Origin of the sequence: Idiomarina aquatica (assembly GCF_003987185.1) — a bacterium.
GTDB lineage: Bacteria > Pseudomonadota > Gammaproteobacteria > Enterobacterales > Alteromonadaceae > Idiomarina > Idiomarina aquatica.
Genome location: NZ_PIPS01000001.1, coordinates 739,753 through 755,047 on the forward strand (window position 1 = coordinate 739,753; position 15,295 = coordinate 755,047).

Annotated in this window: 8 protein-coding genes and 1 pseudogene; 2 read left to right on the forward strand and 7 right to left on the reverse strand. The window is 52.7% G+C overall.

What is annotated here, in order from left to right; translation table 11 throughout:
• Window positions 1–55: 55 nt before the first annotated feature.
• Together CWE23_RS03600 and CWE23_RS03605 are read right to left on the reverse strand one after the other, a co-directional pair.
• On the reverse strand, window positions 56–1,258 hold the full coding sequence (locus CWE23_RS03600; protein ID WP_126819507.1) for a type II toxin-antitoxin system HipA family toxin: 1,203 nt from the start codon (window positions 1,256–1,258) through the stop codon (window positions 56–58).
• A complete protein-coding gene (locus tag CWE23_RS03605) occupies window positions 1,248–1,535 on the reverse strand; it encodes a helix-turn-helix domain-containing protein (RefSeq protein WP_126819508.1) in 288 nt (95 codons plus the stop codon). The genes CWE23_RS03600 and CWE23_RS03605 overlap by 11 nt, the downstream gene beginning before the upstream one ends.
• Before the next feature lie 300 nt (window positions 1,536–1,835).
• On the opposite strand from CWE23_RS03605, the pseudogene CWE23_RS03610 reads away from it, so the two are divergent.
• Window positions 1,836–2,727, forward strand: a pseudogene (locus CWE23_RS03610) (IS110 family RNA-guided transposase).
• Between the two features lie 403 nt (window positions 2,728–3,130).
• Here the strand turns inward: CWE23_RS03610 and acs are convergent.
• Window positions 3,131–5,071, reverse strand: a complete 1,941-nt coding sequence (acs, locus tag CWE23_RS03615) for an acetate--CoA ligase (protein WP_126819509.1) — start codon at window positions 5,069–5,071, stop codon at window positions 3,131–3,133.
• A gap of 169 nt (window positions 5,072–5,240) precedes the next feature.
• Between acs and CWE23_RS03620 the strand changes: the two genes are divergently transcribed.
• Window positions 5,241–6,413, forward strand: coding sequence for a DcaP family trimeric outer membrane transporter (locus CWE23_RS03620; protein ID WP_126819510.1), 1,173 nt, complete (start codon window positions 5,241–5,243; stop codon window positions 6,411–6,413).
• A gap of 365 nt (window positions 6,414–6,778) precedes the next feature.
• On the opposite strand, the gene CWE23_RS03625 is transcribed toward CWE23_RS03620, so the two are convergent.
• The 4 genes from CWE23_RS03625 to CWE23_RS03640 all read right to left on the reverse strand — a co-directional run bounded on the left by CWE23_RS03625 (window position 6,779) and on the right by CWE23_RS03640 (window position 15,094).
• Window positions 6,779–8,281, reverse strand: coding sequence for a Ppx/GppA phosphatase family protein (locus tag CWE23_RS03625; protein ID WP_126819511.1), 1,503 nt, complete (start codon window positions 8,279–8,281; stop codon window positions 6,779–6,781).
• Window positions 8,265–10,349, reverse strand: coding sequence for a polyphosphate kinase 1 (gene ppk1, locus CWE23_RS03630; RefSeq protein WP_126819512.1), 2,085 nt, complete (start codon window positions 10,347–10,349; stop codon window positions 8,265–8,267). The genes CWE23_RS03625 and ppk1 overlap by 17 nt, the downstream gene beginning before the upstream one ends.
• A gap of 529 nt (window positions 10,350–10,878) precedes the next feature.
• Window positions 10,879–12,225, reverse strand: coding sequence for a putative bifunctional diguanylate cyclase/phosphodiesterase (locus CWE23_RS03635; RefSeq protein WP_126819513.1), 1,347 nt, complete (start codon window positions 12,223–12,225; stop codon window positions 10,879–10,881).
• A 7-nt stretch (window positions 12,226–12,232) separates the two neighbouring features.
• A complete protein-coding gene (locus CWE23_RS03640; protein ID WP_126819514.1) occupies window positions 12,233–15,094 on the reverse strand; it encodes an AAA family ATPase in 2,862 nt (953 codons plus the stop codon).
• Window positions 15,095–15,295: the final 201 nt, after the last annotated feature.

Consider the following 15,295-nt stretch of genomic DNA (forward strand, 5'->3'; position numbering starts at 1 on the left):
TGCGCCTTTGGCGCAAGTCACCGGCAACCGTGACAAGCCGGGGCTTGTTAGAACATCATGAATCCAGTGTAGGGATAACACCGTGCAGTCGCTCGATGTCGCCTTCGGTGACTCCGCAGTCCCGAAAATGTGTTTGCCATCCTTCGACGAGGTCGCTGATGTCATGAATGATTGCCTGGGCTTTGCGCTGACTTAAGCCAAAACGTTTTGCCTGTGACAATAAATTGGAACGGTTTGCTAAACGCCCGTCATCACCTAGGCCTAAAGCGTGTAATTTGCTGTTATTAACCGGCAAGACGTCGTATGCCGGTGATAATTGCCAGCCTCGTTCTTTTAAGTTCCAAAGCATGGCATGGTTTCGTCCATGATCATCGGTGTTGCCGACAAAGGCATTAAACACCATCCGTTTGAACAGTTCTTCGGCATCTTCGGCACGTACGCTATAACGACGCAAATACTCGGCCAGAGCGCCGTAGGTGTACCATTGAGAAACGGCTGATTCACTCACGTGTCCCTGTAAAAGTAGTGAGTTAGCGCTAATAAGGTGATGCGTCACCATACAGTCGTTACGATCGAACCGCTTTACCAACAATAAGTCTTCTGCTCCGCGGACCAATTCAGTATTAGCGACATTGACGCCATCGATTTTCGCCAACAAACGCATGGTTGCAAACTCCGCCCGACACACATTAAACAGATCGTCAGCGCGGTTAAATTTCACCAAATACATCTGATTATTATGCGTCAACACGGTTTTCGGACGCGCGCCACCCATTGAATCGCCGTACTGGAACGCCTTTTTTACTTCAACCGAAACCGACTCAGACGCAAGGATTTTATTTTTTCCATCAATCAACAAATCCAGATCGTTAAGCGCGTTTCTATTGAGTGGCGTTTTGGTTTTGCTGCGCGATAGACTGAAGCTGATCGCGCCGACGCCCATAGACGCTCCCGCGATGAGAAACTCAAGTTCATTTTGCGGTTTTGTCTTGCGCAGCTGCAAAATAAGCTTACGTCCCCATGCATCAGCGCCTGCATCTTTCAATACGCCAAATAGCCCTTTGTTTAATCGCGTTGAAAAGACATCCTCGGTCAAAGGTAAATGGATGGGATCCAGAGCAAAAGCGTCTTGTCTTGCCAGGTAAGATTTACCGTATCTAAAACGTCCTAATTCATGTTTGGCATCGTAGCGTATCGCACCACAAATCACCGGTTCTGCTTCCAACCCTTCGATAAAGACATAAGCCTCAGAAATCATTAGAAAAATCATCCTCAGGTTTGCGTTTCTTACGAACCGGAGCCGTTGCTAAACGGGCGCTCTGTTCATCAGTTACCGCGATATAGTCATCCAAAAGGCCCAGCAATTCCAATGCCGTGAACAGCGTTTCAGCGCTAACCGGTTGACCATTTTCAAGTCGCGATAACGTCGCCACGCCACAACCGACCCGCTGAGCAAAATCCGCTTGTGCCATCGATTTAGACCGCGTTCGTTTGATCACCCCACCCAATGACACCAAAAAATCATCGACCTTCATAAATACTCAAATTTGATTAATAAACGTATTACGTATCAAATATAGTAAGCTAATCCGATATTTCAAGTAAAAATCACCTTACAACCTTGGCCGTAGCTTGCGCCTTTGGTGGTAGCTTGCGCCTTTGGCGCAAGGGGGCGGCAGCCGTGACAAGCAGGCTTTACAGGCTCTGTTGCACCCGCGGCAGGGGGACGCTACAAGCCCACACGGATGATGAGATGAACACCTCTTGTTGTTTTCGGCGTCAATGCGCCACTATTGGAGTTGATAAATCAATAGAGAAAAACAAGAGGTGTTCAAATGAACGTTACATTAATTGGCATCGATTTGGCAAAGTCTATTTTTCAGGTGTGTGGGGTTAATCAGGCTGGCAAGCCCGTGTTTAACCGACAGGTACGCCGTAAAAGGTTACTTGAGCTGCTTATGCAATATCCCGATGCAACTATCGCTATGGAGGCGTGCAGCGGCTCTAACTTCTGGGGAAGAGAACTTAACAAGCTCGGTTTCACCGTGCGGCTTATTCCTCCTCAGCACGTTAAACCGTTCGTAAAGGGGAATAAAAACGATAGAAACGATGCTTTTGCGATAACTGAAGCGGCCTGCCGACCGAATATGCGATTTGTGGCGCCAAGGACGCTTGAGCAGACAGATGTGCTGGTGCTGCATAAAGTGCTCGAACGCAAAATCCAATCCCGGACAGCCTTAATCAATCAGATACGAGGCTTACTGAATGAATACGGTATCGTGGTGGCCCCCGGGAAACAACGATTGTTGAGAGCGCTGCCAGAGCTACTCGAAGAGCCTGAAAACGGACTTACTGTAGCTGTCAGAGAGTTATTAGCCACATTGCTGACAGAATGGCAGGCAGCTAACGAACAAATAAGCTCCTATGAAAAAGAAATAAACCGATTAGCTCACAAATCCGAGCCTGCCAGTCGGTTGATGGAGGTTAAAGGCGTGGCAGAGAAAATAGCAACGGCCACCGTTGGTTTCGCGGGTAACGGGCATGCATTTAAGAGTGGCCGTCATTTTGCTGCAAATCTGGGCTTAATTCCCAAAGAGCACTCAAGCGGCGGTAAGAAGCATTATAGAGCGCCGGGGAAAGCACAAAGCTGCCGTTGCCGTCGCCAATAAAATGGCTCGTATTCTATGGTCTATGCTCTACCACAAAACGCAATATCAAGCGGGTTAGTTCAATATAGATAAAGGCAAGTTCACTCCATATAAAAAGCGGTAAGTAATGAGTTAACAGGTTAAACCGGCCCTTGTGAATGCTGGCGAGCACACGGAATATTCATTCCGAACGGACGATAAGCAACAAGGGCGCGGTTCTCATTAGGGCCAGAGCAACTAATTATGCTCAACAACAAAGGCCGGATATACGTACGCAGTTTTTCCTGATTAACTTTTATACTTCACCGGCACAACTGGACTTGCACAACAAGAGGTCTACATATATGTGCTCGTGGCGGTTCCTGGTCAACCCCCCTCGAGCTCTGACAGAAGCAGGCTTGCTTTGCGGCTCCCTTGCGCCAAAGCCGCAAGCTACGGCCAAGGCGCAAGCGGCAGCGCACGAGGCGTGCCGGAGGCACGCGCTACTTGTTTTTGCGGTTTTCGATGAGGTCGTCGACGACGGATGGATCGGCGAGGGTTGAGGTGTCACCCAGGCTGTCAAACTCGTTGGCGGCGATCTTACGCAGAATGCGGCGCATGATCTTGCCGGAACGGGTTTTTGGCATGCCGCTGGTCCAGTGGATCAGATCCGGCGTGGCGATTGGGCTGAGCTCCGAGCGTACCCAGTTGCGTACTTCCTTGGTCAACTCATCGGTCACTTCCACACCCTCAACCGGCGTCACGTAAACATAGATACCCTGCCCTTTCAGGTCATGCGGATAACCGACGACAGCGGCTTCGGCAATTGCCTTGTGAGCAACCAGTGCGCTTTCAATTTCAGCAGTACCGAGGCGATGCCCGGAAACGTTCAGGACATCGTCCACACGACCGGTGATCCAGTAATAGCCATCGCTGTCACGACGCGCGCCGTCACCGGTAAAGTACACGTTTTTGTAGGTCGAGAAGTACGTTTGCTCAAAGCGTTCGTGGTCTCCCCACAACGTACGCATCTGACCCGGCCACGAGTCTTCAATGATTAACCCACCTTCGGCTTCCCCTTCCAGCTTATTGCCTTCGTTATCCACCAACGCCGGTTTCACCCCGAAGAACGGACGTGTTGCCGAGCCCGGCTTCAGATCCGTCGCACCCGGCAGTGGCGTGATCATGATGCCACCGGTTTCGGTCTGCCACCACGTATCCATGATTGGGCACTTACCGTTACCAATGCTCTGGTGATACCATTCCCAGGCTTCCGGGTTGATCGGCTCACCCACACTGCCCATGATGCGCAAGCTGTCACGGCTCGAGGTTTTCGCCGCTTCATCGCCTTTTGCCATCAGCGCACGAATCGCCGTTGGTGCGGTGTATAAAATGGTGACTTTGTGCTTATCAACGATTTCGCCGATACGGCCAACGCCCGGATAAGTCGGTACCCCTTCAAACATCACCGTAGTTGCACCGTTTGCAAACGGGCCATAAACGATATACGAGTGACCGGTAATCCAGCCGACGTCTGCGGCACACCAGTAAATATCGTCGTCGTGGCAGTCAAACACGTACTCGTGTGTCATCGATGCATACACCATATAGCCACCGGTGGTGTGCACCACGCCTTTCGGCTTGCCGGTTGAACCCGAGGTATACAGAATAAACAGCGGATCTTCGGCATCCATGACTTCGGCCTGACATTCGCTGCTGACGTCAGCAACCAGTTCGTGCCACCAGACATCGCGACCTTCGGTCCAGTTCACCTGACCTTCGGTCACTTGTGCCACAATGACGTGCTCTAATGTCGGACAGGCGTCATCATCCAGCGCAGCATCGACGTTTTTCTTCAACCCAATGGTGTTGCCACCGCGGCGACCTTCGTCGGCGGTAATAATGGCTTTGGCACCGCAGTCATTGATGCGGTCAGCAATAGCGTTCGGCGAGAAGCCACCGAAGATCACCGAGTGCACAGCACCGATGCGCGCACAGGCAAGCATCGCATAGGCGGCTTCAGGCACCATCGGCATGTAAATTGCCACGCGATCACCTTTGCTAATACCTAATTTTTTCAGGCCATTAGCAAAACGGGATACCTCTTTATGTAACTCGCGATACGTGATGTGTTTGTCTACACTCGGGTCGTCGCCTTCCCAGATAATTGCGGTTTTGTCCGCTTTATCCGCGAGGTGGCGGTCGACACAGTTGTAACAAGCGTTTAAGGTACCGTCCTCAAACCATTTGATATTGACGTTACCCGGTTCAAAGGTCGTGTTTTTGACCTTCGTATAAGGAGTGAACCAAGTGATGCGTTTACCTTGTTCACGCCAAAACCCTTCCGGGTCGTCGACGGACTGTTGGTATAGTTCTAAGTACTTGTCGTTATCAAGTTTTGCAGTTTGCTTAATGTGATCCGGCACTTTATAGAGTTGCGACATTACCACTTCCTCCTTATTCGCATGATGCATCTTTTGTACGTAATACCTGGGCTGAACACTATTAGACCATAGTCTAGATTGCGAAAATTTGAACAATTAACGAGAATTAATGGCGTTTATAAAGCTTATCTTAAGCACTAAAAACTTGGCTGACACGGGAGAACACACGATGGCTTCAAGTTCGAACAAGAACAAATTCTTACTGACGGCTGCGGCAGCAGCAGTGATGGGCGTCACCAGCTTCGGCGCTCAGGCGCAGGACTCAGAGTTCACGTTTGGTGGTTTCGTTAAACTGGATATGATGGTATCGGATTATGCCGACGGTGCGGCACCGGAAAGTGGTAGCATTGCTCGCCAACAGTACATTCCCAGCCTGACGCCGGTCGGTGGCGACGGTGATGACATGGCAACTGATTTTCACGCCCGTCAGTCACGCTTCTTCATTACCAACAAAACCGAACTGGATAACGGTGAAACCCTGACCGGCCATATCGAAATGGACTTTATGCTGACGCCGGACGGCGACCAGCGTATTTCTAACTCCTACAACCCGCGTTTGCGTCATGCGTTCATCAAATACGGTAACTGGACCTTTGGTCAAACCTGGTCAAACTTCCAGGATTTGAACATTCTGGCAGAATCGGTCGACTTTATCGGTATCACGGACGGTATCGTGTTTAACCGTCAAGCGCAGATCCGTTATACCTCCGGTGGCTTTAGTGCGTCTCTTGAAAACCCGGAAACCACAGTAACCAGTCAAACCGGCAGTCGTATTGTATCAAGTGATGGTCTGATGCCAGACGTCACCTTTAAATACACCGGTAAAGCAGACAACCTGGTATGGCAAGCATCCGCGTTATTGCGCCAGTTGACCTATGATGTGGCACAAAGCGGCGACGATGAAACGGCTTTTGGTTACGGTGTTAGTTTAGGCGCGAAATACAGTTTTGGTATGGACGACATCCGTGCGTCAATCACCACCGGCTCTGGCCTTGGCCGCTATCTGGGGCTGAACACCTGGAACGGCGCTTACATTGACGCTGACGGTGGTCTGGAAACCATCGATTCTACCGGTATCTCGTTTGCTTACCGCCATTTCTGGACCGAGAAACTGCGTTCAAACGTGGTCTACTCACGCGGCTGGGCCGATAACGACGACGCACTGTTGGGTATGGCTGGTGACATGACCGAATACACCCAACGCCTGGCGTTCAACCTGATGTATTCACCAGCGTCTAACCTGACCTTCGGTGCGGAAATTTCACAAGCAAACCGCGAAACCGAAGCCGGCGTCGACGGTGATTTAAACCGCCTGCAACTGATGGCGATGTATAGCTTCTAAACCCCCGGGCCTTTGGCGGTTTGGGCCTTTGGCGGTTTGGGCCTTCGGCGGTTTAGGCCTTCGGCGGTTTGGGCCTTCGGCGGTTTAGGCCTTCGGCGGTTTAGGCCTTCGGCGGTTTGGGCTTCGCGGGGTATGGGCTTCGCCCATTAAACCCTTGCGCCGAAGGCAGCAAGCTAAACCACGAGCGCAGCGAGTCTAAACCGCCCGAAGGGCCCAAACCACGAGCACAGCGAGTCTAAACCGCCCGAAGGGCCTAAACCACGAGCGCAGCGAGTCTAAACCGCCCGAAGGGCCCAAACCGCGAGCGCAGCGAGTCTAAACCGCCCGAAGGGCCTAGATCGCGAGAAGCGCCTAGGCCGAAGGCCCTAGGTCAACCGATAACCCAACTTGCCCAGGGTTTTGGCTTCGTCGGCCAGTTGCGCTTGCAGCACTGAATCCAGACGGGCGGCTTTGGTTAGTTTTAGCGTCAGTCCGTTTGCCGTTACTTTGACGTCCTGCAACAGCTCCCGATCCTGCCGATCACTGTTAATGATCACCGCTAAACGCAGAATGATCATCAGCTTCAACAACTGACTGTGCTCAAACAACGCCAGCTCTGGCAGCTCCTCCGGCTTTATTTTTTTGCGGAAAAACCGTACCACCGTGGCTAAAAAGCGTTGCTCTTCCGCGTTAAAGCCCGGCATGTAGGCATTGGCAAGAATGTAGCCGGAGTGCTTCTGCACACCACTGGCGCTGATGCTGAGGCCCACCTCGTGCAGCTTCGCGGCGCCCTCAAGCAACAGTTCTAAATCGTGTGAATCAATTTGCCACAACGCCGCAGCACGCTGATACACTTGATAAGCCGTGCGCCAGACCCGGTCCGCTTGCGCGCCGTCGACGGAATAACGCTGCGCCAAACTGGAGATGGTACGCTCGCGCACGTCCTGATGGCTTAACACCTCCTGCGCCAACTCGTACAACACGCCTTCGCGCAATGCAGAATCATGGGGCAGCATACGCTCAATGCCGAGTTCTTCGAACACACCGATGAGCACCGAGACACCGCCGGCAATCGACTGCTTGCGATCCTCCGAAATAATGTCGGTCGGCAAGTCGCTCAGGTGCTTGGCGGCGATCAATTCATCGCGGCAGTGATACAGGTGCGCCAGCGTTAATCCCTGTGGCTGTTCGCCGGCACGTTTAACCACCCATTGATGAATGGCCTTGATGGTACCCGAGGTGCCAAACACCGACTGAATGGTGTAGCCGGCAAGTCCGTTAGCGACCGGCTCAACCTGCTGGCGAACATACACAACGGCTTTTTCAAACCGCTTGGCGGTAAGCTTGCCGTCCCCGAAAAACTGCTCCGAACACACCAGACTGCCGACACTGCGAGAACTGAGGAACTGCGCTTTTTTGTCTTTACCAAAGGCAAATTCCGAGCTACCGCCGCCGATATCGATCACCAGCTCAGAGCCTTTTTCGGCGATGGTTTCGCAGACCCCCCGATAGATCAGGCGGGCCTCTTCACGGCCGGAAATCACCTCAATGGGATACGGCATCACCCGCGCTGCGGCCGCCAGAAACTGTTTACGGTTTTTCGCCCGTCGCAAGGTGTGGGTGCCCACCACTTTGACATTTTCCGGATCAAAACCTTCCAACCTCGCCGCACACTGCTTAAGCGCTTCGACACCGCGCTCAATGGCGGCGTCGGACAAATAGCGACCGTTTAGCCCCTGTGCCAGTTGCACCGGCTGTTTAAATTTAAAAATCGGTTGCAACTGGCCTTCCACCAGTCGCGCGATGATCAAATGAAAGCTATTCGAGCCAAGGTCTAACGCCGCAAACTGCGGCACTGCATTAGCCGTTGGGCTAGTCGATGTTGTCATAATCCTTGCCCCGCCGTTTAAAATATCGGTAAATCGCCGTTTGTGAGCGCAGTAACCGTCGCCGGCGACTCGACTGCTGGCGATGATTCAAATCGCACACATAGGGATTGGTTTGCTCGGCATCAATCAGACGAGCTTTCGCCCGGTCACGCCACTGCAACTCGAGCACCTGCATCACGTCCGTACGGGCATCCTTATCACGCACCGGTGCCGCGACCTCAACCCGGAAGTCGAGGTTGCGGGTCATCAAATCAGCGGAGGCAATGAACACCTCAGCCTGTCCACCGTGCGCAAAGTAATACACCCGAGGGTGCTCAAGGTAGCGATCCACAATACTGCGCACCTCGATGTTTTCACTGAGGTCTTTTACACCAGCCCGCAACGCACACATACCACGGACAATAGCACGCACCTTAACCCCCGCCCGTGACGCACGATATAACTGCACGATCAAGCTGTCGTCGACCAGATTATTCACCTTGAGAAAAATCTCAGCGGGATTACCCAGCTGCGCTTGCTCGATTTCATAGTCAATGTAGTCGGTCAAACGCTGGCGTAAATTAACCGGCGCCACCAATAGCTCCCTGAAGCGATGCTGTCGGTAGGGCTGGTCGAGATAGTGAAACACCCGCTCAACATCAGCGGTCAGTTCGTTAGCACAGGTAAACAGACTGAAATCGGTGTACACCTGCGCGGTACCTTCATGAAAGTTGCCGGTACCGATCACCGCATAGCGCCGCTCGCTGATGCCCTCCTGACGGTGCACCAGCACCAGCTTGGAGTGCACTTTTAGGCCGTGAATGCCAAAACTGACGTGCACGCCGGCCTCAGTCAGCTCTTTCGCCCATTCGATATTGGCCTCTTCATCAAAGCGTGCCTGCAACTCGACCATCACGGTGACGTGTTTGCCGTTTTGCACGGCATCGGTGAGCGAGTGCAAAATCCGTGAATTCGGTGCGACCCGATAGATGCAAATGGCGATGCGGGTTACTTTAGGGTCATAAGCAGCCTGGCGCACAAACTCGGTAAAGTGGGCGAAGCGATGATAGGGGTAATACAGTAAAATGTCGCTCTTACGCACCGCATCAAACACATTGTCGTGGTGGAAAAACTTTGGATGCAGCAGCGCTGGCTGACGCGGGTGCTCGAGCGAGGTTTTGCCATAGTTGGGGAACTTCGCAAAGTCACGGGTGTTACGATAACGACCACCGGCGACCAGCGAGTCAAAACGGTTCAGGTTCAACTTTTCGCTTAAAAACACCAGCATCTCGTCGGGCATTTTTTTATCGTACACCAGCCGCACGGGGTCGGCCTTAATCCGTTGCTTAAGACCCTCTTCCATGCGCTCCAGAATGCTCTGCTCGATATCGTCCGACGGCCGGTATTCGGCATCACGGGTCATTTTAAACGAGAACGCCCGCAACCGTTTAAACGGCACAATGCCGCGGAACAGCTCATCCAGATTGAGCTGCAGAATATCGTCCAGAAACAGTACCTTATGATCCCGTGAACGGCCATGGGTCGGCAGTTTTATAAAGCGATCCATATCATCGGCGGGTACTTCGATCAGCGCGTAGCATTTGCACTTATCGTTGAGGATCTCAACGCACAGGTAGTTTTCGTCTTCCCGAATGGCGTTGGCGAGGTTGATTTTATCGTTGACCAGGATCGGTACCACATGGCGACGAACCTTTTCGATAAAGAAAAATTTCAACCGTTGTTTTTCATCGGCGGTGAGCTGCTGGGGTTCGAGCAGATGGATATGGTGCTCCCGCAACGCAACGATGACGCGGGCCAGAATGTCATCGAACTTTTGTTGCAGTTCGTTCACTTTAATCTGCAACTGCGCCATCAGTTGTTCTTGCTCGCGGCGTTCCTGCGGTGACTGGCTAAAAAAAATACGGCGGCGTACGTCTGCCACCCGCACCTGGAAAAACTCGTCCATGTTACTGGAAAAAATGCCCAAAAAGCGCATCCGCTCAATAACCGGCACCGCCTCATCAGCCGCTTCCTGCAACACACGTTCATTAAACGATAACCAACTGAGTTCTTTATTATAAAATTTCATCAGCCTACAACATCCCGGCAAACCCATACCTATAGATTAACTTACCAGAAGGCTCAGCATATGACAGAAATGTTACTACGTACTCGCTTCGCTCGCGCTGGGCGCTGCGCTTGCTTGTCGCTGCGCGGCTTGGCGCGTTGCTTGCCTGGCGCGCTGGCGCGCTTGCGGTTTGGGCTCGGCCTTCGGCCATCGCCGTTTGTTGCTTGCGCCTTCGGCGCTCGCAACACCTAAACCGCGAGCACAGCGAGCCTACACCACCCGCAGGGCCTAAACCACGAGCATAGCGAGCCTACACCGCCCGCAGGGCCTAAACCGCGAGCATAGCGAGCCTACACCTCCCGCAGGGCCTAAACCGCGAGCATAGCGAGCCTACACCGCCCGCAGGGCCTAAACCCCGAGCACAGCGAGCCTACACCGCCTGCAAGGCCTAAACCCCGAGCACAGCGAGCCTACACCGCCCGCAGGGCCTAAACCGCGAGCGCAGCGAGCCTACACCGCCCGCAGGGCCTAAACCGCGAGCATAGCGAACCTACACCGCCCGCAGGGCCTCCAACGGCATCGGTTTATGAAAGTAAAAGCCCTGCAGGGCGTTAACATTAAATGTGCGCAGGTATTCGGCTTGTTGTAAGTTTTCGATGCCTTCGACGATCAAGTATTTATCCAGTGAACGAAGCATGTCCAAAATCGAGCCGGTCAATTGGTTATCGGCGGCTTTATCGCCGATATCATCAATAAACGAACGATCTAATTTGACGATGTCCACCGGCAACTGCTTTAGATACTGAAGGTTTGAATAGCCGGTGCCAAAGTCATCCAACGCGATGCCAACGCCCAATGCGCGCAGCGCCTGCAACTGATTCAATACATGCGCGGAATCGGTCACCAATTCGGTTTCAGTCAGTTCCAGATACAAGCGTTGGCTCGGTAAACCCGTGGTCTCGAGCAGCTCTTTTACGTCAGCGACTAAATCGGTGGCGTGCAGCTGACTGGCGGGAATGTTCACCGATAACCGAATGTTGCCGGGTAGCGCGGCAAATTGCTTGACCGCCTGACGCAGTATGTATTGATTGAGTTCGACGATTTGTCGTGACCGCTCGGCAACCGCAACAAACTCGGACGGCGCTACGAAGCCGCTATCTTTTGGCCATCGAACCAGCGCTTCGACCGCGACAATATCGTGGCTGATGCAGTCGACTATGGGTTGGTAGAAAATCACCAATTGCTCGTTATTGAGTGCTAATTGTAACTCCGTTTTTATCGTCAGTTCCCGCTGGTACTGTCGCCACAATGCGTCGCTAAATTCGGTAACCTTGGCGCCGCCCTGACGCTTAGACTCGCCCATGGCAATGTCAGCGGCCTGAATAGCCTGGGTCGGACTCTCAGTATCAGAGCTCAGCCGGTAGTAACCGATACTGGCGGTCAGCGACATGGGCCGGCTCATTAGCGTAAAGTCATTCGACAGAGTTGCCTGTAGCCGCTCGAGATAGCCCGCCAGCAGTTGAGCGGGGACAACCTGCGAAGGAATGAAGGCGATAAATTCGTCGCTGCAATAACGACAAACATACACATGCTCACCAAAGAAGGTTTTTAATCGAGATGACACCGTTGCCAACACCTTATCACCACCGTTTTTACCGAACTGGTCGTTAATTGGCTTAAAGTCGTCCATGTCAATAAATACTACGGCTCCACTAGGGTCTTGCCCAAGTTGCACAGCGATGGCGGTTTCGATAAGCGAGCGTGTCGCCAATTGTGGGGTTGGGTTGGTTGCACTCAACGCCAGACGGCGACGGCGTTGCCCTACGCCCCACAAGGCAAGCACCAGGGTCGTTATTGCAAATATGCCCGCCAGCCAGGCTAGCAACGTATATGACATAATAGCGTTAATCCTCGATAAGTTGATAAAACTGGCGACCGGTGATGATCTCTTGATCCATTAATGCATTGGCGACCTTTTCGACCTTACTCCAATGCTCAACAAGGGTTTGTTGACAGAGCGCTTCGGCTTCCTGCAACCAGTGATGCAGTCGCGTAACCACTTTGTCAGTAAATGCCTCACGGTAATAACCGGGCAGATCGCGCAACGACAAGGAACCAAGTTCAGCGTCCAGCCCCAGTTCGGTTATCGCGTATTCGGCGATTTGGGTCGCTTTCGCTAAATCGTCACTGGCACCCGCACACGGCTCCAGGCGGGGCGCGTACTGCCGCTCGGATAACCGCCCGGCAAGGTAAACGGCAATATCTTCCAGACACTCGGTGTAGGTTACCCGACGTTGCGGATTGCTGTCGTAATCACCGTTAAAGGCCACAAAACCTTCCATGTTTTTGCGCGTCAGTGTGTTGATGGTCGTGATGGTTTTGGAAGGATTAAGCACTGACGACACCACCGCATGACCGGCTTCATGATAAGCAATTAATGCTCGGATCTGCTGAGAACGCTGCACTGTCCTCACTTCTCCAAAGCGGTGTTGATGCAAGGTTTCTATGATGTGCTTTTCAGACAACTGCCGCCCTTCATGGCAGGCAAGATGAGCGGCCAGTTTCGAGGCCGTGCGCATTAAGTCGGCACCGGTCATGCCCGAACTTAAATCCAACAGCGCATTACGATCGACAGGTTCTGCTACCGGTAACGACAAGATTTTATCGATAAAAAAGGCACGTGCGTCACGATCCAGGTTGGGTACTTCGATGTGCAAATCGATACGCCCGGACCGCAATAAAGCCGGATCAATGCTGTTTGGCAGATTGGTGGCGGCGATAATAAAAACCGGCTCGTGCAGGCTGGTATCAAAGCCATCAATCTCAGACAGCAAGGTATTAATCAGTGCCGGATGGCCATTCTTGTCGCGGCTACCAACGGCATCAAGTTCATCGATAAACAGAATACTCGGGGCATAGCGGCGGGCTCGGGCAAAAACCTCACGGGTAGTTTCAACATCGCTAAACTCGGTGGCGACCAGACTGATGACCGGCAACTCCGCTTCCTTCGCCAGCGCTTTGGCCAGCATCGTCTTACCCGTACCCGGCACGCCCCACAGCAACATACCTTTTGCCACCGAGCCGCCGTACTGTGAAATTTTTTCCGGGTGACGTAACAAGTCGACCACGTCCTGAAGCTGCTCTTTCACCGCATGATGCCCCGCGATGTCTGCGAAGCTGACGTCTGGGATTTCCAGCCTGATTGCGCCGCTGCCACGAATATCCTGTACCTGCAGGTGCTTATTGAGTAGCGCATCGGTTAAGGTCAGGTGCAACTGCTCACCATCGACGCTGACAGCCCAGTGGTACGACAGGTATTGGTTACGGCGCAGCAACTGTTCCAGCCAGTCTGCCCCATCCGCCCATTGTTCAATGAGCTGCGCCGTTTCTCGGCTGCGCTCAGACAGTGCGATGTGCACACGCTTGATACCCTGCAAGGCAATCTCGTCATTGCCAAGCAGCAATTGCAACATTTCCGTTTCTAATACCATACTGACCGCCTGCGGCGATACGTGCGGCAAATCACAGCTTATCAACAGCCGACTCAGACCTTGCGTATCATTAGCTTCAAGCTCAATGTCGATACCGTAGCGGGCGGTAAAGTCGTCAACTAACTGCGCAGCCGCACGGGTAAAAATCAGTTCATAATCGGCTCCGCTGAGACGTTTAAACGGAATCACGTCACTATCCGCAAACATCGATAACATGGTTGCGGCGGCCTTGCGCGTACTGCTCTGCTCAGCCCGAATTTCCGAGGTTAACAAAGAAATGGCCTGCGCTCGGTTGTCGCTGTAGGTTTGCCAGAACATACGATCGTCATACAAACGCTGCCCGCAACTGGTGGTCGCAATCACCAGTGTGCGCGAAAAATCCACTTCAGGAGGCGCAATCTGCTCCGCTTCCAGGTCGTTGTTTTTGAAAAAACCAAACTGATCCACCAATACGCCATCGGTAAAAATGGACGCCAGCCGGCTAATCACATTGGGCTCGGCCATATCCATGTTCTTCAAGACCACCACCGCGCGCGGGTTCTCCCGCACAAAACTGGTCAACTTGCCGGGTCTGGCATTGCTGTAGGTTGGTTCATTGCCATCGATTTGCGCACTTTGGTTGGCACTTTGCAGGGAGCTTAAATCGAGTTCGAAAACCGGACGAGGATTGTCCTCGTCGGCCAACGCTGACGCCAACACCCGGGCTAAAAACCCTTTACCGCTCTGTGCCGGCCCAACCAACAACGCTGCGGCTCGGGGCCGCTGACCGAGGCGGCTGACCTGCTGGCTTGAGTAGGTTTTAACCAGCTGTTCAACCGCATCATCTTGACCCACTATGCGTGTTTTGATGCGTTTAATCACGTCGCGGGTTTGCTGTTGCAGGGTCAGTAAGTCGGGGCTGCTAAACTCTTTTGCCCATTCGATGGCTTTCATCAACTGCTCGTCGAGGGTTTTCGCATACTCTGGCGCAATCGTTTCAGTTTGGCCGTCTTCTGCGAGGATATTGAAAAACGCCGTTACCGCTTCGTTTAATGGCAAGGTCATTTCGCGGTCTAGCTTTTGATACGCCTGAAACAACGATTCACGCTGATCCGAGCTACCGTAATCAATTCCGTGTTCTAACCATAAAAACATATCCGGTTCATAGACATCAAAGACCGCCAGTACATCGAGCACGTCATCGATGGTCGCCTCAGGTTTCTCGCGCAATAACGCTTTAAAGCGAGTAAATTCTTTGATTAACTTGATAGAGCTTAAGCTCTTGGGATTATTCATTTGTTAAGTTAGAGTTAGTCACGTTTTTACAGATACTAACTCAACTTAACGGTAGGAAACAGGTTTTAATCACCAAACTTTGGGGCCCTTCGGGCGGTTTAGGCTTCGCGGGGTATGGGCTTCGCCCATTAAACCCTTGCGCCGAAGGCAGCAAGCTACACCGCGAGCGCAGCGAGCCTAAACCGCCCGCGGGGCCTAAAC

Coding starts and splice junctions, on each gene's coding strand:
- CWE23_RS03635 (WP_126819513.1), bottom strand. CDS start 12,225: ATGTCATATACGTTGCTAGCCTGGCTGGCGGGCATATTTGCAATAACG.
- CWE23_RS03600 (WP_126819507.1), bottom strand. CDS start 1,258: ATGATTTCTGAGGCTTATGTCTTTATCGAAGGGTTGGAAGCAGAACCG.
- ppk1 (WP_126819512.1), bottom strand. CDS start 10,349: ATGAAATTTTATAATAAAGAACTCAGTTGGTTATCGTTTAATGAACGT.
- CWE23_RS03605 (WP_126819508.1), bottom strand. CDS start 1,535: ATGAAGGTCGATGATTTTTTGGTGTCATTGGGTGGGGTGATCAAACGA.
- CWE23_RS03625 (WP_126819511.1), bottom strand. CDS start 8,281: ATGACAACATCGACTAGCCCAACGGCTAATGCAGTGCCGCAGTTTGCG.
- acs (WP_126819509.1), bottom strand. CDS start 5,071: ATGTCGCAACTCTATAAAGTGCCGGATCACATTAAGCAAACTGCAAAA.
- CWE23_RS03640 (WP_126819514.1), bottom strand. CDS start 15,094: ATGAATAATCCCAAGAGCTTAAGCTCTATCAAGTTAATCAAAGAATTT.
- CWE23_RS03620 (WP_126819510.1), top strand. CDS start 5,241: ATGGCTTCAAGTTCGAACAAGAACAAATTCTTACTGACGGCTGCGGCA.